Source organism: Vreelandella venusta (assembly GCF_007989605.1).
GTDB lineage: Bacteria > Pseudomonadota > Gammaproteobacteria > Pseudomonadales > Halomonadaceae > Vreelandella > Vreelandella venusta.
Window position 1 is genome coordinate 110,435 of sequence record NZ_BJUL01000006.1, and the last position, 17,493, is coordinate 127,927.

14 protein-coding genes are annotated in these 17,493 nt (G+C 51.7%); 10 read left to right on the plus strand and 4 right to left on the minus strand.

Annotated features, from left to right (window positions below; translation table 11 throughout):
- Positions 1-63: 63 nt before the first annotated feature.
- From HVE01_RS08580 to HVE01_RS08595, 4 genes are read left to right on the plus strand one after another with little or no spacing between them, the layout of a single operon-like run.
- Complete coding sequence (locus HVE01_RS08580; RefSeq protein ID WP_146943564.1) at positions 64-438, plus strand: response regulator transcription factor; 375 nt, start codon at positions 64-66, stop codon at positions 436-438.
- Entirely contained in the window at positions 435-2,495 is a 2,061-nt protein-coding gene (locus HVE01_RS08585) for a 3'-5' exonuclease (protein WP_146943566.1), read from the plus strand. The genes HVE01_RS08580 and HVE01_RS08585 overlap by 4 nt, the downstream gene beginning before the upstream one ends.
- Positions 2,492-2,695 (plus strand): hypothetical protein, encoded by a 204-nt coding sequence (locus tag HVE01_RS08590; protein ID WP_125748198.1) that lies wholly within the window; start codon positions 2,492-2,494, stop codon positions 2,693-2,695. Before HVE01_RS08585 ends, HVE01_RS08590 begins: the two co-directional genes overlap by 4 nt.
- A gap of 2 nt (positions 2,696-2,697) precedes the next feature.
- Positions 2,698-5,466, plus strand: coding sequence for an ATP-binding protein (locus HVE01_RS08595; RefSeq protein WP_146943568.1), 2,769 nt, complete (start codon positions 2,698-2,700; stop codon positions 5,464-5,466).
- A 3-nt stretch (positions 5,467-5,469) separates the two neighbouring features.
- On the opposite strand, the gene HVE01_RS08600 is transcribed toward HVE01_RS08595, so the two are convergent.
- The 3 genes from HVE01_RS08600 to HVE01_RS08610 are packed head-to-tail and all read right to left on the minus strand — an operon-like array spanning position 5,470 to position 8,228.
- A complete protein-coding gene (locus tag HVE01_RS08600; RefSeq protein ID WP_146943570.1) occupies positions 5,470-6,597 on the minus strand; it encodes a DUF294 nucleotidyltransferase-like domain-containing protein in 1,128 nt (375 codons plus the stop codon).
- Between the two features lie 30 nt (positions 6,598-6,627).
- Positions 6,628-6,954 carry an HlyU family transcriptional regulator gene (locus HVE01_RS08605; protein WP_125748207.1) on the minus strand — a complete coding sequence of 109 codons (327 nt, stop codon included), beginning with the start codon at positions 6,952-6,954 and terminating at the stop codon, positions 6,628-6,630.
- Between the two features lie 53 nt (positions 6,955-7,007).
- Positions 7,008-8,228, minus strand: a complete 1,221-nt coding sequence (locus HVE01_RS08610; protein ID WP_125748210.1) for an argininosuccinate synthase — start codon at positions 8,226-8,228, stop codon at positions 7,008-7,010.
- Between the two features lie 210 nt (positions 8,229-8,438).
- Between HVE01_RS08610 and rnt the strand changes: the two genes are divergently transcribed.
- Together rnt and HVE01_RS08620 are read left to right on the plus strand one after the other, a co-directional pair.
- On the plus strand, positions 8,439-9,107 hold the full coding sequence (gene rnt, locus HVE01_RS08615; RefSeq protein WP_125748213.1) for a ribonuclease T: 669 nt from the start codon (positions 8,439-8,441) through the stop codon (positions 9,105-9,107).
- Positions 9,108-9,325: 218 nt separating this feature from the next.
- A complete protein-coding gene (locus HVE01_RS08620; RefSeq protein ID WP_125748216.1) occupies positions 9,326-10,585 on the plus strand; it encodes a 6-phosphofructokinase in 1,260 nt (419 codons plus the stop codon).
- Positions 10,586-10,677: 92 nt separating this feature from the next.
- On the opposite strand, the gene HVE01_RS08625 is transcribed toward HVE01_RS08620, so the two are convergent.
- A complete protein-coding gene (locus tag HVE01_RS08625) occupies positions 10,678-12,393 on the minus strand; it encodes a bifunctional protein-serine/threonine kinase/phosphatase (protein WP_125748219.1) in 1,716 nt (571 codons plus the stop codon).
- Positions 12,394-12,665: 272 nt separating this feature from the next.
- Between HVE01_RS08625 and ppa the strand changes: the two genes are divergently transcribed.
- The 4 genes from ppa (at position 12,666) to accC (ending at position 17,426) form a co-directional block, all read left to right on the plus strand.
- Positions 12,666-13,196 carry an inorganic diphosphatase gene (gene ppa, locus HVE01_RS08630; RefSeq protein WP_125748222.1) on the plus strand — a complete coding sequence of 177 codons (531 nt, stop codon included), beginning with the start codon at positions 12,666-12,668 and terminating at the stop codon, positions 13,194-13,196.
- A 217-nt stretch (positions 13,197-13,413) separates the two neighbouring features.
- A complete protein-coding gene (dsbD, locus tag HVE01_RS08635) occupies positions 13,414-15,294 on the plus strand; it encodes a protein-disulfide reductase DsbD (protein WP_146943572.1) in 1,881 nt (626 codons plus the stop codon).
- Positions 15,295-15,590: 296 nt separating this feature from the next.
- On the plus strand, positions 15,591-16,055 hold the full coding sequence (gene accB / locus HVE01_RS08640) for an acetyl-CoA carboxylase biotin carboxyl carrier protein (RefSeq protein ID WP_125748225.1): 465 nt from the start codon (positions 15,591-15,593) through the stop codon (positions 16,053-16,055).
- Positions 16,056-16,085: 30 nt separating this feature from the next.
- A complete protein-coding gene (accC, locus tag HVE01_RS08645; protein WP_125748228.1) occupies positions 16,086-17,426 on the plus strand; it encodes an acetyl-CoA carboxylase biotin carboxylase subunit in 1,341 nt (446 codons plus the stop codon).
- Positions 17,427-17,493: the final 67 nt, after the last annotated feature.

The window sequence follows — 17,493 nt, forward strand, 5'->3', positions numbered from 1 at the left end:
AACCTGTCGCGCTACATACACTCTAATCAAACACCTAACAACGACCCCTTTAGGGAGGGCATCATGGCCAAAGTACTCGTGGTCGACGACGAGCCCAATATTGTACTGTCTCTGGAATTTTTAATGGAGCAGGCAGGCTTTCAAGTTGTCACCGCCTACGACGGAGAAGCCGCACTCGAACGCATCAACGACTCAGCCCCCGATCTGCTGCTGCTTGATATTAGCCTGCCCGGAATCAGCGGTTTTGATGTACTTGAGCACCTTCGCCGTTCAGAAGCGACCGCTCAGCTGCCGGTCATTATGCTGACCGCCCATGGGCGAGATATCGAACGCGAAAAAGGCTTAGCACTAGGAGCTGATGACTACATTACCAAACCGTTTTCGACCCAGTCGTTAATTGAAAAAGTTAAATCACTGCTCAGTGGTAACCCGCAATGACCCGTAATGGGCTCCCTAAACGTCAGCGGCTCATTGGCCTATGGCTATTGCTAAGTGGTATCAGTTTGCTGGGGGGCGCTATTTTTGCTGCGTGGCTAGATGCTCAGCTTACGCCTACCGGCCTTACCCGTGTCGCGCTCTGGTTGGGCAGTTTTTCCGGCGGCGCGACGATCTTTTTAGTTGGCCTGCTACTAGAACGCATGCTATTCACCCCTCTCCGTCATTTACAGGTTCAATTGGCTAGGTTAGTGGCAAACCCAGATGCGCGTGATGAACACCCTCCAGAAGGTTGGCTGAAAGGGCTCGGCCCTGATCTGCGAAGAGTGCGTGAGAGTTGGCGCATTGATCGCAATCAATTAGCCACAGCGCATGCCGACGGCGCACGTAGCGCCGCAAAAATACGTCGCGAATTAGAAACGCTGCTGCAAGTACTCGAAACCCCCTTATTACTATGTGACCACCACCGCCGCTTGATGCTCTTCAACCAGGCTGCGGAAGATTTCTTTATCGATAATACGGCGCTGGGCTTGGGTAAACGCCTAGAGGCGCTGCTGCCCGTTGCCAGCCTGCAACAAGCGCTTAGCCAACTTCCCGCGGATGGTTCACCCCGCGAGCTGCTTGCCCCCTGTGATAACCGCTGGTTAAAGGTTGTGCTACGCCGAGTTCCTGGCAGTGATGGAGAAACACTACTAACGTTTAGCGATGCAACCGCGTCCTGGTCAAATGAAATGGGGGTTAGAGCAGAACTCGCCTCTAAGCTCCCCTTGTTACGCCAACATACGGCAAGCCTGACCAGCGCAGCGGATGCACTGATACAACTGCGCCATAACGGTGCGGAGAACCCTATGTTACGCCAGCGGTTCGAGCAGGTAATCCAAGAGGAAGGCGCGATCCTTGGCGATAATGTTGGTCAAATCGGACAGTTATTGGATGATTTGCAACATCAAGGTGAGCGTTTAACTCCCATGTGGTCGAATGACTTCTGGCAAGCCCTGGATGAACGCTTAGACCCAGCGCATCGACTCATCACCCCTGTTGGTATGCCTGCCTGGTTTAAAGGCGATGCACCGGCACTAATTGTTCTGTTTGATTCCTTAGTCAAGCATCTGAATTCTCACCTGCCGGTTAGCCATTTTGAAGGTGAGATATGCCTTGGCAACAAGCGGGTTTATTTGGACTTAATTTGGCAAGGCAGCCCCTTGCCAGAGCATGAACTAGCGAAGTGGCGTCGCCAGCCCCTGCCATCGCTACCGCTTAATCCGCTGGTGTCTGACGTACTGCGTCAGCATGCAAGCGATATTTGGAGTCTTGCTGATGATGATGCTATTCATGCGCGCTTGCGCCTGCCGCTACCGGCAATGGAGCGCGTTGGTGCGCCTCGTGAAACCGCACCTCCGCGACCAGAGTTCCATGATTTCGGCATTGCTGACCTGCCGCCACCCGATGAGGAATTGGCTAACCGCACGCTACGTAGCCTAGAGGTGGTTGCGTTTGATACTGAAACCACCGGCCTTGAGCTGCGCCGAGGAGATACAGTGATTAGCCTGGGGGCTTGTCGGGTGGTCAATGCGCGGCTATTGGCCAGCGAGGTCTTTGATCAAAAAGTCGATCCGAAACGCCCAATCCCCCCTGCCAGTACAGCCATACACGGATTGACAGATGCTGACGTGGCCGGTGCACCGCCCCTTGATATTGTCCTCACGCGCTTTCGAGATTACGTCGGTGAAGCGGTTCTATTAGCGCATAATGCCGCTTTTGATATGCTCGCCATTACTAACAAAGGGGTTGTCTTTGATTTGCCAGTTATCGATACCTTATTAATCTCAAGAGCATTAGACGAAGCCTTAGATGGACATGATTTAGATACCTTGGCACAACGCTACGACCTGACGTTTCCACCAGACACTCGCCACACGGCGCTTGGGGATGCCCGTGTAACCGCTGAGTTATGGCTAGCGTTGTTACCACGCCTTGAAGCACGTGGCGTGGATACGTTAGAGCAGCTGTTGGCGCTGCAGGCCAACGCGTTTGATCGCCAGGATGCCAGTGCCTCATGAAACATCCAGGCTCACGGCAAATCGAGCGTTTAATAGCCTTATTCGCCCTAGCAATACTGCTCTTCAGCCCCCCGCTGATTATCATGGTTGACCGGCTCACCGGTTTGAGCATGAGCGGGTTACCGCTGTATCTGTTTGTTGCTTGGGGCGTGGTAATTGGCCTCGCCGCTTGGTTAATGGAACAACGCTCGGGACGCTGATCATGCGAACAGATGCAGTGATTCTAGGAACAGCATTTGGCTATTTGGCGCTGCTGTTTGTCGTCGCCGCGTGGGGGGATCGCCGTGCCGAGCAAGGTCGATCATTAATTGGCTCGCCCACGGTATATGCGCTATCGATTGCCGTTTACTGCACCGCCTGGACATTCTATGGCAGCGTAGGGCGGGCGGCGGCATATGGCCCTAGCTTCCTACTTATCTATCTTGGTCCCACTCTGGCGATGCTTCTCGCCCCTGTCATCATTCGTAAAATGGTACGCATCGCATCCCGCCAGCGCATCACTTCTATTGCTGACTTCATTAGTGCTCGTTATGGCAAAAGCACGAGTTTAGGCGCACTCGTTGCATTAATGGCTCTCATTTGTATTACGCCCTACATTGCACTGCAGTTAAAAGCGATCACTGTTAGCCATGCCGTACTGGTGAACTATCCCAATACAGCGGATGCCACCCTGGTTGATGAGCGTTTCTGGCTGGACAAATCGCTTTGGGTCGCCTTAGTACTTGCGGTATTTATTATACTTTTCGGCACGCGCCACCTAGATGCCAGTGAGCGTCATGAGGGAATGGTTGCTGCTATTGCCTTGGAATCAGTGGTGAAGCTAATTGCGTTTATGGCCGTCGGTATTTTTGTGGTGTTTGTGTTGTATGAAGGCCCCGGCGCACTATTCGACAGCGTTGCCATGGTGCCTGAAGTGGCGGATAAAATGGGGCTGACAAGTGTACCAGGCGGTGCCACTGGCTGGGCCGGAATGCTAGTACTCGCATTTCTGGCCTTTTTAACCCTGCCTCGCCAGTTCCAGGTGCTGGTTGTCGAAAACGTCGATGAACAGCATTTAGCCAGGGCAAGCTGGTTATTTCCGCTTTATATGTTGCTCATCAACCTATTTGTTATTCCTATTGCCCTTGCTGGCCTATTGTTAGGTGCTGGCGCAGGCGACTCCGATAGTTTTGTGCTGACACTGCCCCTCTCTGCAGGGCTTGAAGGGTTACCCTTGCTGGTATTTATAGGCGGTCTTTCAGCAGCAACCGGCATGGTGATTGTTGAAACGATTGCACTTTCTACCATGGTAAGCAATCAGCTCATTATGCCTTTGCTGCTAAGAACACAACGCCTTCACCTGAGCACGTCCGGCGAGCTGGCGGATTGGCTATTGGGTATTCGCCGCATTGCCATCGTTTTGATACTGCTGCTTGGCTATCTATACCACGCGCTGATTGGTGACTCCTACAGCCTTGTCACTATCGGGCTTGTCTCCTTCGCGGGGGTCGCACAATTTGCCCCAGCTCTGTTAATCGGCCTTTACTGGCGCGGTGCGACCCGCCAAGGAGCCACCGTTGGCTTAATCGCAGGCTTTTTAGTCTGGTGCTATACGTTACTGCTGCCGGGTTTTGCCCAATCCGGTTGGTTAGATGCAACATTTCTAACTCAGGGGCCATGGGGCATTACATGGCTGATGCCTTACCGCTTATTTGGCCTAGAAGATTGGGATATTTATTCCCACGCACTGCTGTGGAGTATGTTGGCAAATGTCGGCTTACTGATTGGCGTGTCACTTTTTAGCCGTCCTACGCCACTTGAGCAAACCCAAGCCGCCCTGTTTACTGAAGCCTTACACCCCAACTTGCAAACGACCTCTTTATGGAGAGGCCAGACGACTCAAGGCGCCTTAAAAGCGCTGTTGATTCGCTACCTTGGCAATCAAGTCACCCATCGTGTGTTTAACCAAAGCATTAATAAAAGCGACTATCGCTCAGACGACCCGGCGACAGCCGATCTAATTACCCGTTCAGAGCAGGCACTGGCAGGCTCACTTGGCAGTGCATCAGCGCGCGTACTGATCAATTCTGTAGTACGCGGAGAAGCACTGGATCTTGAGTCGATTTTGAGCATTTTAGACACCACGTCACAAACCCTGGAATACAACCGTCGGCTAGAGCAAAAATCTCAAGAATTAGTCGCCGTCAGTGACGAGCTACGCAGCGCCAATGAACAGCTGCGCGAGCTTGATCGCTTGAAAGATGAATTTGTCGCCATGGTAAGTCATGAGCTGCGAACCCCGCTAACCTCGATACGCGCGTTTGCCGAAATATTACGCGATAGCGATCAACTACCCGATGAAAAACGCCAACATTTTCTTGGTGTTATTGTCCATGAGAGCCAACGTCTTTCGCGTTTAATCGAGGAAATTCTTGACCTTGCGCGCTTAGAAAGCGGTCGCCTGACGCTTCATCCTGTCACCCTCGACCTAGCAGCCCTAGCGAGGCAGAGCATCGATGCGGTTGCCCGCTTACATGAAGATCGAGGTATTACCCTGGATATCAGTTTAGCGGCTGACCCCGCTATGGTGGTCGGTGATCAAGACCGCTTGGAGCAAGTCATCATTAACTTGCTCGATAACGCCAGTAAATTCGCTGACCGCCAGCAGCCTCAAGTGCGGCTGGCACTTTATCGGCATCGCAATCATTTTCGTTTAAGCGTTGAAGATAACGGGCCAGGTATCAGCGCTGACGAGCGTGAGCGCGTATTTGAGAAATTTCATCAAATACAGCAAAGCGGCGAGACACCACGCGGACGCCCCAAAGGTAGCGGCCTTGGTTTACCTATCAGTCGCGGCATAATTGCTCACCTTGGTGGAAGGCTATGGGTGGAAGATGCTAAAACGCTGGGGGGCGCATGCTTAACCCTAGAGCTGCCAGCAGCCCCAAAGGAGTCAACTCTAGGTAACTCTTCGCAACTTACGGAGGAATAGCCGTTATAAGCGCTTTACTTGATTAACAAACGCTTTGATTTGCTGTAAATCAAATTTCAGCAACAGCCGCTCATCATCACGAAGGCGTCGCAGGTCCACCCAACCGTCGGCGGTCTGCCCACAAGACTTATTGTGGCGTTGCTGCTCTAAAAGCAAGTGCTGAATACGGCTAAAGGCAGCTAGCAATAAGTTCGACTGCTCCTTCGTCAACGCACGAGTGAAATGGGCAAGTGCCGTTAATCGTTCACGGGTGCCTATCTCACTTCTCTGGTAGCGCACACAGAGTAATCGGGCAGCGCTTATTAACGGCATCAATGCTTGTCGCTTGAGATCGATTGCTTGGTCATAGGGAGCTGCTAGCCCAGGATGTGAAGCAATGCGGCCAAACCGGTCAAGCGCCACCGGCAGCTCATCTAACAACGCCGCCATTTCATTCATGAACAAAGGCGCGCTTGAGAGAGTTGAACGCACCCGTTGGCCTAACGCTTGTGCGAGTTCAGGGTTCCCCGCCACAGGATAAAAATCAAGCCATATATTGGTTTGCTGCACCCGCTTAACCTGGCGATCCGCACTCCAAATTACAAATTGCTGCTGCCATTCGCTCAAGCGTTTGCGCCACATTGGCCAACGCGCCATGACATGGCCACGGCAAAGCGGAATGCCTGCTTCATCTAAGCGCTGTGTAAAACGCTCGCCTAGCGCCTGAAAGTAGCCATCAACTTCAACGTGTCGAGTGTCAGGATAGTCGTCAATAATCAGCGCATTGTCCTGGTCAGGCCCCAGCAAGCTTTCAAAGCGTGCCGCCGAGCCGAGGGTAACAACACAGTAATCCACCGGCGGCTTCCCCCACCCTTGCGCCTGCATCTCATCTAGTGCGGCGGCAATCGATTGACGATAAAGCCAAGCGATGTGGTCGCTAATGAGTTCGCTAATACGCCAAGCAGGCAAGTCATAACGCAGCAATGTCTCAACAAAAGAGAGCTGTGCGGCATAGGCGTCAGATAAGGATGGATTAAAAAGAGAGGTATGCGCGTAAAAATCGCGAAGTGGAGCGCTTAGCGCCGAGATATCCAATGAGCCATGATGACATACCAAGGAGCGCCAAGGGGAAGCACGATAGACCATGTGCATACTCCGCTCCTCAACTAAACGAAAAGCTTGCTAGGTTTCACTAGCATTACGAGGATCAGCGGTAAACATCTCCTCACCCACTTCATCAATAAAGCGCTGCGCTTTAGCGACCATCATCGCATCGCAGGCATCACGGCCTGGCAACATGTCAGAGCGTTCAAAGCGGTGCTCGTGAGTAACGCCCTCGCCATCTAACTTACGGATCCAACCGCTAACGCGAAACTGCCCACTTTGGTTATCAGGCTGAGACACAATCAAATACTCTTTATATTCAACTGGCTCGGCCGCTTTGGTGCTTCCATCCGAGGCGCCAGCCCCCGCGCCACCCAACAGGCCAGAAAATAGTTTTTTAAACATTCGCTCTCCTTCACATTAAAAGCGGCCAGACGTCGCCTGGCCGCTTAGCATGCTTAGCTCTGTTGACGACCTTTACCGGCAGCAATCCGCAGACGCAATGCATTCAGCTTAATAAAGCCTTCTGCGTCTTTTTGATCGTATGCGCCCGCATCATCTTCAAACGTTGCAATCGACTCATCAAACAACGACTGCTCAGACTTACGCCCTACAACCGTTGCATTGCCTTTATAGAGCTTCATGCGAACAACGCCCGCAACGTTTTTCTGTGTTTCGTCGATCGCCGCTTGTAGCATACGGCGCTCAGGGCTCCACCAATAACCGTTGTAGATCACTTCAGCATATTTAGGCATTAGTTGATCTTTCAAGTGCGCTTCTTCACGGTCAAGCGTCAACGACTCAATAGCGCGGTGAGCACGCAGCATGATCGTGCCCCCTGGTGTTTCATAGCAACCACGGGACTTCATACCGACATAGCGGTTTTCAACAATATCCAGGCGACCAATACCATTATCGCCACCTAGTTTATTAAGCTTTTCAAGCACTTCATGAGGCTTAAGCGTTTCACCATCAATAGCGACGATATCGCCATTCTCAAACGTCAGCTCGACATAAGTCGGCTGCTCAGGCGCGGCTTCAGGAGAAACACTCCAACGCCACATGTCCTCTTCTGCTTCGGCCCATGGGTCTTCCAAAATGCCGCCTTCATAAGAAATATGCAGCAGGTTGGCATCCATGGAGTACGGTGATTTTTTCTTTTTATTTGAGAAATCAACCGGGATGCTGTGCTCGTCACAGTAAGCCATCAATTTCTCACGCGACGTGAGATCCCACTCGCGCCAGGGCGCAATAACCTTCACACCAGGTTTAAGCGCGTAACCACCCAGTTCAAAACGAACCTGATCGTTACCTTTCCCCGTTGCACCGTGAGAAATGGCATCAGCGCCCGTCTCATTAGCAATTTCGATTAAGCGCTTAGCAATCAACGGACGAGCGATAGAAGTACCGAGCAGATACTCGCCTTCATAGATAGTGTTCGCCCGGAACATTGGGAATACGTAATCGCGAACAAATTCCTCGCGAAGATCTTCGATATAGATCTCTTTAACACCCAGTGCCTGAGCCTTAGCACGTGCGGGCTCGACTTCTTCACCTTGACCGATGTCGGCTGTAAAGGTCACTACCTCGCAGTTGTAGGTCTCTTGCAACCACTTAACGATAACGGATGTGTCCAGGCCGCCTGAATACGCCAGCACAACCTTTTTGACATCGGACATTCTTTACTCCTTGTTCATGAAAAGTAGTTCACCCAAACGACACCGCGCTGAGCGCGGTGTAATAACATAAACTACGAGTATAGCGCTCTCAATGCTCAGCGAATACCGTCAACGACGCCTAAGGGGTAAAGCTGCTAGAATCATAGCCAACAAAGGGGTTGCTTTAACCACTTATTCTAACTAATTACTCGCTTTACTAAGGAGAGCTGCATGAGCGAGGCATTTGCCCGCGAATTGATGGCCCAACGTTTTCGCAGTTATCTGCCGGTTGTCATTGATTTAGAAACGGGTGGGTTTAACGCCCAAAGTGACGCAGTACTCGAAATTGCCGCCGTGACGCTCACCATGGACCCTGACGGTAATTTATTACCCGACGCCACTTACGCGTATCACATTCATCCGTTTGAAGGCGCGAACGTCGAGCAATCTGCGCTTGATTTCACAGGCATTAATCTAGATGACCCGCTGCGTCGCCAAGTGGCGCTAAGCGAATCTGAAGCGCTAGGTGAAATTTTTCGCCCCATCCGCAAATCAATCAAGGCACATGGGTGCTCACGGGCAATACTGGTTGGTCATAATGCTGCCTTTGATCATGGCTTCCTAAATGCGGCAGCGAACCGCTGCGGCGTGAAACGGAACCCATTCCACCCTTTTTCCAGCTTTGACACAGCAACCCTGGCAGGTTTTGTGTACGGCCAAACAGTGCTTGCTCGTGCATGTCGAGCGGCAGGCATCGAGTTTGATAACAAGTCCGCCCACTCGGCACGCTACGATACCGAGCGTACAGCAGAACTCTTCTGTGCGATGGTCAACCGCTATAAAGACTTAGGCGGATGGCGGCTGGCTCAGCAGGAACAGGAACTGGACGACAGCGAGTGATGAGCCTCCAAGATGCACCCACAGTGGCTTTGCGCTAAACTTCGCGGCTGCATGCCACGTGTTTGCACGATATTTCTACGTAAGCGTGTCATTAGTGGTATGCGTGCCGTTAGTGCGCGCTGCTTAATGCACGATTATGAAAACAAGCAAAGGGGCATTATTTCCTCTTTGCTTACAGACTGTTTTAACTACCCGTTTTCAGGAGATGAGACGTTTCCATGGCTCAGCATAATGCCTTTTACGCCCAGTCCGGTGGCGTTACCGCCGTCATCAATGCCAGCGCCTGTGGCGTTATCGAAGCTTGCAGGCAAGCGCCCGATCAGATTGGCAAGGTATATGCCGGTCATAACGGCATTATCGGTGCCTTAACGGAAGACCTCATCGATGTGACTCAAGAGAGCGATGAATCGATTGCTGCCTTGCGCCATACACCTGGCGGTGCCTTTGGTTCCTGCCGCTACAAGCTGAAAGATATTGACACCCACCGTGCTCAATATGAACGCTTGATCGAAGTTTTCAAAGCCCACGATATTCGCTACTTCTTCTACAATGGCGGCGGTGATAGCGCAGACACCTGCCTTAAAGTGTCCCAACTGTCTGAAAAGCTCGGCTATCCGCTAACCGCGATTCATGTGCCGAAAACCGTTGATAACGATCTGCCTATTACTGATAACAGCCCCGGCTTTGGTAGCGTTGCCAAATATATTGCCACCTCTACCCGTGAAGCCTCGCTGGATATTGCGTCTATGTGCGCCACATCCACTAAGGTATTCGTCCTTGAAGTGATGGGACGTCATGCTGGCTGGATTGCAGCAGCAGGCGGCTTAGCGGGAGAAGGCGAAGGCGAACCGCCTCACCTGATTATCTTTCCTGAAGTATCGTTTGACCGTAAAGCGGTCATGGCGCGCGTTGAAGAGTGCGTTCAGAAGTACGGCTATTGCGTCATCGTTGTCTCTGAAGGCGCACGCTATGAAGATGGTACTTTCCTTGCCGATGCAGGTAATACCGATGCCTTTGGTCACCGCCAATTAGGTGGCGTAGCACCAACCCTGGCAGGAATGGTGAAGCAAGACCTGGGCTATAAGTACCACTGGGCAGTTGCTGATTATTTACAGCGCGCGGCGCGTCACTTGGCCTCTAAAACCGACGTTGAACAAGCCTATGCAGTGGGCCGCGAGGCGGTAACATTAGCACTTGCAGGTAAAAATGCCATGATGCCTGCCATTCGCCGTATTTCCCAGGCTCCCTATCAGTGGGATGTCATCTCGGCGCCGCTGTCACAAGTGGCTAACCAAGAAAAATTCATGCCACGGGATTTTATTAGCGAAAACGGTTTTGCGATTACCCCCGCTTGCCGAGAGTATCTCTCTCCGCTCATCCAGGGCGAGGATTTCCCTCCGTTTGAAAACGGCCTACCTAAAGTGGCTAAGCTGAAGCTGGCAAAAGTCGCGCAAAAACTGCCTAAATTCACGCTGTAAATAGTTAGCGTGTCATAAAAACGGGGCGATGAAATCATTCATCGCCCCGTTTTTTTGTGGTTAGTATTTATTAATTGAACAACGTTACGCTTCTAGCGCAACAACCAGGAAAGCACCAATAAGAGCAGCAGAATACCCGCCACCCCCTGCCAAAAACGCCGTGACTCTTGGCGAGGCTCCTCACGGCTTGGCACGCGCCCCAACGGGACTCTTAATGCATGCAGAAATTCGGAGAGCCGCCTAAAACGGAGTGCGCGCTGAGGATCTAGCGCACGGCGCAACGCATCATCAAGCTCCGTCGATATTTCTGGGTTAGTTGTTCGAGCACTACGGTAGCTGAGCTCTTCGAGATCGGTGTGGCTGCGCAGTCGATTAGGCGTCAACGTATAAGGCAATGCCCCTGTCAGCAACCAATAGACCGTTGATGCTAATGAGTACTGATCGCTACGTCGACCTACGCTATCACCTAGTGCGTACTCAGGGGCCGTGTGTTCGTTAAAACCAATTTGGCGGAGTAGCTCGCCCGAGTGGCGATGGCCATCCACCTCGCGCATGTGGCAGGCGCTGAAATCTGCCAATACAAGCTTGCCATGGGGGTCGATCAGCACATTATCCGGGGTAATTTGCTGATGAATGATATCGCGATGATGCAACGCTTGAACCGCCTTACCCAGTTGATTGGCGATATCCAGGCGCTGCACCAAACTCGCTTGCGGGTGCCTTTCTGCCCACTGGCGGAGCGTTTCACCTTCAACGTGCTGCATTAAGTAATAAAGGTAGCGGCGTGGCCGTGACGACTGCATTACTTTAACGACAAAGGGCGAATTTACACGCTCGACCACCCATTGCTGCAGTAAAAAATGTTCCAGATACGCGTTACGCAGTGAGAGTTCTGGGCTGGGTGCCTTCATCACCATTTCACGCTCTGAATGCACATCGCGGACGCGATAAACTCTAGATTGCGCATTACGTGATAGCACCGACAGCACTTCAAGCCCGTCAAACCGTTCTCCTGGCGTCAGCTCGGGGGGAATAGGCAAGTCACCATAAATAAGCCCGGGGTGATCTTCTGACTCTTCCGGCAGTTCATCAATACGTAGTATCTGGAAGCAAAATTGATCGCCGCCATATCCCCTATCTTGGGCACGCTGCTTTGCCTCGCTTGCTAGGCACTCACAGGCGGCGTCTAGATCACTGGCATTTTGGCGGATCAGACGAACATAATCAGATGGCATTAAGGTGCCACGGACCCCCTGAGTAGTGAAAACAAAAAAGTCGCCCTGTTTAAGCGCTAGATGGGTATAGTCGATATCGACGCTGCCATCCATTCCCAAAGCACGCGAGGGATAACGGTAGCCGCCAATATCGGTTACATGGTCGCGGGTTAACTGCTCGAACTCAGCGCCTCGCAAGCGAAAAACTAACGTATCCCCCATATGAAATAGGTGCGCTTCACGCTCGCGAAAGACCATCGCGGATAGCGAAGATACGAAACTTCCTTCTTTAACATGCTTGCTTTGGCTGTAGCACCAACCATTGAGAGCGCGCAGTACCCGGGTTGCCGACGTTTTCGTGTCCCAATGATCAGGCGTAGAGTAATAGTCAGCCAAAAAACCACGAACACTTAAATCACCTGCCTGTTTAGCTAAGGTGTTACGAGAAATCGAGTCACTAATAACTGCGCAACCCCCTTTTACTTTCAACAGCTGCGCATCAGGCAACCGCACCGACATAGAGCTACGGTGCAGACGTCTATCAGGGGCTACAAAGGCTTGGCCATAACTAATTAGTAACTGGGCGTGCGCCAACTCATCCTCCTGGGCTTTAGGCTCTTCATGGGAACCACACAGTGGTTATGATACACGCTGATCATGAGAAGCGATGCCCGCCAAACGTCGTGGTGGCGAAAAACGATGCTTATTTTTGGATTCGTTGTCATTGTTAGCGGCACACACCTATGTCGCATTGGTAATCCACTAGCCAACTTCGTATAATTCTCCGCCATTAATGCAATGCATCAACTGCTTAGCCTTCGCACGACATAAGCCAAGCTAAGATAAGCCAAGCCAAGGAATAAACGATGAACTTCGATAACATCCCCGCTGGAAAGGATCTGCCCAACGATATTTACGTGGCGATCGAAATTCCTGCTAATCATGCGCCGATTAAGTATGAAATCGACAAAGATATGGGTGCCCTTCTGGTTGACCGCTTCATGGCAACCCCCATGTTTTATCCGGCTAACTACGGCTTTATTCCCCACACCCTGGCAGACGATGGCGACCCGCTGGACGCCTTAGTCGTTACCCCCCACCCCGTAGCTCCGGGCAGCATCATTCGCGCTCGCCCTGTTGGCATTTTGAATATGACCGACGAAGCCGGCGAAGATGCAAAATTGGTGTGCGTCCCGCATCCCAAACTGAGCACGTTGTATGACGATATTCAAGAAGTGACAGATCTTCCTGAACTACTGCGTCAGCAAATCGCTCACTTTTTCGAGAACTATAAAGATCTCGAAAAAGGTAAGTGGGTGAAAGTAGAGTCTTGGGAAGGTGTTGAAGCGGCACGCAAAGCGATCGAAAAATCAGTTGCGGCGTACCAAAAAGCTTAACCTATCGGGTTGAGCAATAACGCCAGACCTCGCTTCCTCTTAAAGGCTGCCCACGTGGCAGCCTTTTGTTTTTTCTGCCGCTTAATTCCGAGTTCTGAGGTTTAACATTAACGCAGCATGAAGAAGCGCGTCACGTCACCGCAGCATCTACGCTGACTTCACAAGGTAGGATATGCTATTTCAAAATTTCCCTGATACATCTGCGTAAGGATACTTCGTGTTGTCTTTTAAGCGTTTAAGCTTGTTACTGTTACTTTGCTGGCTTCCCCTGCTAGCCCACGCTCAGTGGTTTTCCTCTTCCAGCAATCAAAGCGACTTTTTACCTGTTCTAGAGGCCTTTCAGCCTACCGCTTGGCATGATGGCAACGCCATTTATATTGGTGTCGATATTGCCGACGACTACTATTTATACCGCCACCAATTTAGCGTTAGCAGCAAAACGGACGCTGTATCCCTTGATGAGCCGCTACTTCCGCAAGGAACATTCACAACTGATGAATTCATGGGCGATGTGTATGTTTTTCGCGACCGATTAGTCTTTGAAACCCCATTTACCCCTGCCTATAGCGGCCCGATCAATATTGAACTAACGTTCCAAGGCTGTGCCGACGCAGGTCTCTGCTATCCGCCGGAAACCCTGTCGCTTGACGCTTCAGAGTCATCCCCCCCCTCGGCCTTTGCTGACTGGGACGCTGCAGATCAAGCACAGGCAGGCGCAGATGACAGCAATACCCAGCAAATTAGCCAAACTGCGAACACAAATAGCAGCGCTGAATTCTCAGCCCCACAAAGCGAAGATAGCCGCTTTAATGCCTTGCTCGGCAGCGCCAGCCTCCCTCTTGCCTTAGGGTTATTTTTTATCGCCGGACTGGGGCTTACTTTCACGCCCTGTGTACTACCGATGATACCTATTTTGTCTTCCATTATCGTAGGACAAAAACCAACTCGGCCCCGAGCATTTGTACTCTCAGCCAGCTATGTTTTGGGCATGGCATCCACCTATGCGTTAGTCGGCGTATTAATGGGACTGTTCGGCGCGGGATTAAATCTTCAAGCCCACCTACAATCAGCGCCGGTGCTAGCTACTTTTGCTGTTCTATTTACGCTATTTGCTTTAGCTATGTTCGGAGCGTTTGACTTAAGAGTTTCGCCGCGACTGGCCGCCAAAATTGACGGCTGGCAAGCACGCGCACAGCAAAGCGGTCCTGCGGGCTTAGCCCTAGCAGGCGCTCTATCAGTATTAGTGGTTTCCCCCTGTGTAACGGCCCCACTTGCCGGTGCGTTGGTGTTTATTTCCTCAACCGGAAACGCAGCCATGGGTGGGGCTGTTTTATTTGCACTAGGTCTAGGCATGGGTGTGCCACTGCTATTAGTGGGCACCTTTGGAGCAACGCTGCTACCCCGCTCAGGCGCTTGGATGAACGGCGTTAAAATTGCTTTTGGGTTGCTGTTACTGGGCGTTGCCATTTGGATGGTTGAGCGATTAGTACCGCCTTCGATAGCGCTTTTGCTCTGGGCAGCGCTGGCGATAGGTAGCGCACTCATGTTGGGCGCCTTAAACATGAATCAGCCACAAGGCTGGCCTAAAGCACGACAAACGTTAGGATTGATGTTACTGGCATGGGGCATTGCCCTTGTCATTGGCGCTGCCCAAGGCGGCAGTAACCCATTGCGCCCTTTAACGGTATCCAGCTCCTCATCGGACAGCGGCACACCGCAAGCCAAACTGGCTTTTCAGCAAGTTGATGAGCTGAGCGCACTTGAAACAGCACTCTCGGAAGCCGCAAGCGCTCAACAGCCTGCCTTTGTTAATTTCACTGCTGACTGGTGCATCTCCTGCAAACTAATGGAACGCGATGTTTTTCCAGACCCCAATGTGGTCACAGCATTGAACGATTTCCGCCTGATCGAGGTCGATGTCACCGATACAGATGCTCAAAGCCGAGAGCTGCTTAACCGGTTTAACTTATTCGGCCCACCAAGCCTACTTTTTTTTAGCCAGGGAGAAGAAGTGCGAGATGCACGCATTCAAGGCGAAATAACTGCGCCCCAGTTAGTGCAGCACCTGGAAGCGTTACGCCGCTGGCAACAAGGCTGAGCCGGAGCCTAAAGCCACCTTGTGTCGCGAACGTCGTCAAACAGTTGTTTAAATCACCAACAACGAGCTTATGTCGACCTTCACTAGACATGCCGGTACTTTTTCGGCAAACTTCGCAGCCATATCTGCTAAAATCCTCATTTTTTAGGACTTAGCGCCGGGTAACGTTCAACATCGTGCAGCGTTCTGTTCATTTTCAGACAAGGTTTACTGCGCTGTAACGACACGTAATGCAGCTGGCTGTACCACAGCCAACTGCATTACGATTAACCTTCATCACTTTTGGGGCAACAGGTATGGATATTCGTAAAGTTAAAAAACTGATTGAACTCCTCGAAGAATCAAACATTAGCGAAATTGAAATTCAGGAAGGCGAAGAGTCAGTCCGCATCAGCCGCCATCCTAATGGTGCAACATGGCAGCCTCAGCCAATGCCACAGTATGCTCAAATGGCTCCTATGCAGCAGGCACCCGCTCAATCCAGCGCCCCGGCTGCCGAGGCAGAGTCCCCAAGCGCAAGCTACCAAGGTGAAGCGGTTAATTCACCCATGGTAGGTACGTTCTACCGTAGCCCAGCACCGGGCGCAAAATCGTTCGTGGAAGTTGGCGATACGGTTAAGCAAGGCGATACGGTATGTATCGTTGAAGCAATGAAAATGATGAATCAAATTGAAGCCGATCGCGACGGCGTCGTCGAGGCCATCCTTGTGGAAGACGGTGAGCCGGTGGAATTCGATCAACCTATGATCGTCATCGCTTAATCTTTCACAACAACACGGGTGGATTCTCCCATGCTGGACAAGGTACTTATCGCAAACCGCGGCGAGATTGCCCTTCGTATTCTCCGGGCCTGTAAAGAGCTAGGCATTAAAACCGTTGCGGTTCACTCCAAAGCCGACCGTGAATTGATGCATGTTCGCTTGGCCGACGAAGCGGTATGCATCGGCCCCGCTTCCTCAGCGCAGTCGTACTTGAATATTCCTGCATTAATAAGCGCTGCTGAAGTGACGGACTCAAGCGCCATTCATCCTGGCTATGGCTTTCTCTCGGAAAACGCCAACTTTGCTGAGCAGGTTGAGCGCTCTGGCTTTACCTTTATTGGCCCGCGCGCGGAAACTATCCGCCTAATGGGTGATAAAGTTAGCGCCATTGAAGCAATGAAGGCTGCAGGTGTTCCTACCGTGCCTGGCTCAGACGGCCCGTTAGGTGATGATGATGCTACCAACCTAGCCACAGCACGCCGCATTGGCTATCCGGTAATTATCAAAGCGGCTGCCGGCGGTGGTGGCCGCGGTATGCGGGTGGTACACACCGAAGGCCATCTGCTTTCAGCCATTACTGTCACCCGCACTGAGGCGCACTCGGCATTTGGCGATGGCACGGTTTACATGGAAAAATTCCTTGAGAAACCCCGCCATGTTGAAGTTCAGGTGCTAGCTGACGGGCAAGGCAATGCTATCCACCTTTATGATCGCGACTGCTCTTTACAGCGTCGTCACCAAAAGGTTCTGGAAGAAGCGCCTGCTCCTGGCATCAACCCGGAAGCGCGTGCAAAGGTGCTCGAAGCATGTCGCCAAGCGTGTCTCGAAATTAACTATCGTGGCGCGGGCACCTTCGAGTTCCTATACGAAGATGGTGATTTCTTCTTTATTGAAATGAATACCCGTGTACAGGTAGAGCACCCTGTCACCGAGATGGTCACAGGCGTAGATATCGTTAAGGAACAGTTGCGCATTGCCTCCGGCCTGCCACTTTCGATTCGCCAAGAAGACGTAAAGATCAATGGCCATGCCTTTGAGTGCAGGATTAATGCGGAAGACTCACGTACGTTTATGCCCTCCCCGGGCAAAGTCACTCTGTTCCATGCCCCCGGTGGCCTTGGCGTGCGTATGGACTCTCATCTGTACACTGGCTACACCGTACCGCCTCATTATGATTCACTGATTGGCAAGCTAATCACCTGGGGAGCTGATCGCGAGATTGCCCTAACGCGTATGCGCAACGCCCTAGATGAGCTACTGGTTGAGGGGATCAAGACCAATATTGACCTGCAAAAAGATTTGGTGAGAGATAGTTATTTCCGCCAAGGCGGCGTCAATATTCACTATCTTGAAAAGAAACTCAGTAGCTAATATCTGCAAAAGCGATATAGATAGCTGATAATGCTCAACGGGGTGGCCATAGCCACCCCGTTATTGT

Excerpts from the sequence above, each read along its gene's own strand:
- HVE01_RS08580 (WP_146943564.1), top strand. The coding sequence starts at position 64 with ATGGCCAAAGTACTCGTGGTCGACGACGAGCCCAATATTGTACTGTCT.
- HVE01_RS08585 (WP_146943566.1), top strand. The coding sequence starts at position 435 with ATGACCCGTAATGGGCTCCCTAAACGTCAGCGGCTCATTGGCCTATGG.
- HVE01_RS08590 (WP_125748198.1), top strand. The coding sequence starts at position 2,492 with ATGAAACATCCAGGCTCACGGCAAATCGAGCGTTTAATAGCCTTATTC.
- HVE01_RS08595 (WP_146943568.1), top strand. The coding sequence starts at position 2,698 with ATGCGAACAGATGCAGTGATTCTAGGAACAGCATTTGGCTATTTGGCG.
- HVE01_RS08600 (WP_146943570.1), bottom strand. The coding sequence starts at position 6,597 with ATGCACATGGTCTATCGTGCTTCCCCTTGGCGCTCCTTGGTATGTCAT.
- HVE01_RS08605 (WP_125748207.1), bottom strand. The coding sequence starts at position 6,954 with ATGTTTAAAAAACTATTTTCTGGCCTGTTGGGTGGCGCGGGGGCTGGC.
- HVE01_RS08610 (WP_125748210.1), bottom strand. The coding sequence starts at position 8,228 with ATGTCCGATGTCAAAAAGGTTGTGCTGGCGTATTCAGGCGGCCTGGAC.
- rnt (WP_125748213.1), top strand. The coding sequence starts at position 8,439 with ATGAGCGAGGCATTTGCCCGCGAATTGATGGCCCAACGTTTTCGCAGT.
- HVE01_RS08620 (WP_125748216.1), top strand. The coding sequence starts at position 9,326 with ATGGCTCAGCATAATGCCTTTTACGCCCAGTCCGGTGGCGTTACCGCC.
- ppa (WP_125748222.1), top strand. The coding sequence starts at position 12,666 with ATGAACTTCGATAACATCCCCGCTGGAAAGGATCTGCCCAACGATATT.
- accB (WP_125748225.1), top strand. The coding sequence starts at position 15,591 with ATGGATATTCGTAAAGTTAAAAAACTGATTGAACTCCTCGAAGAATCA.
- accC (WP_125748228.1), top strand. The coding sequence starts at position 16,086 with ATGCTGGACAAGGTACTTATCGCAAACCGCGGCGAGATTGCCCTTCGT.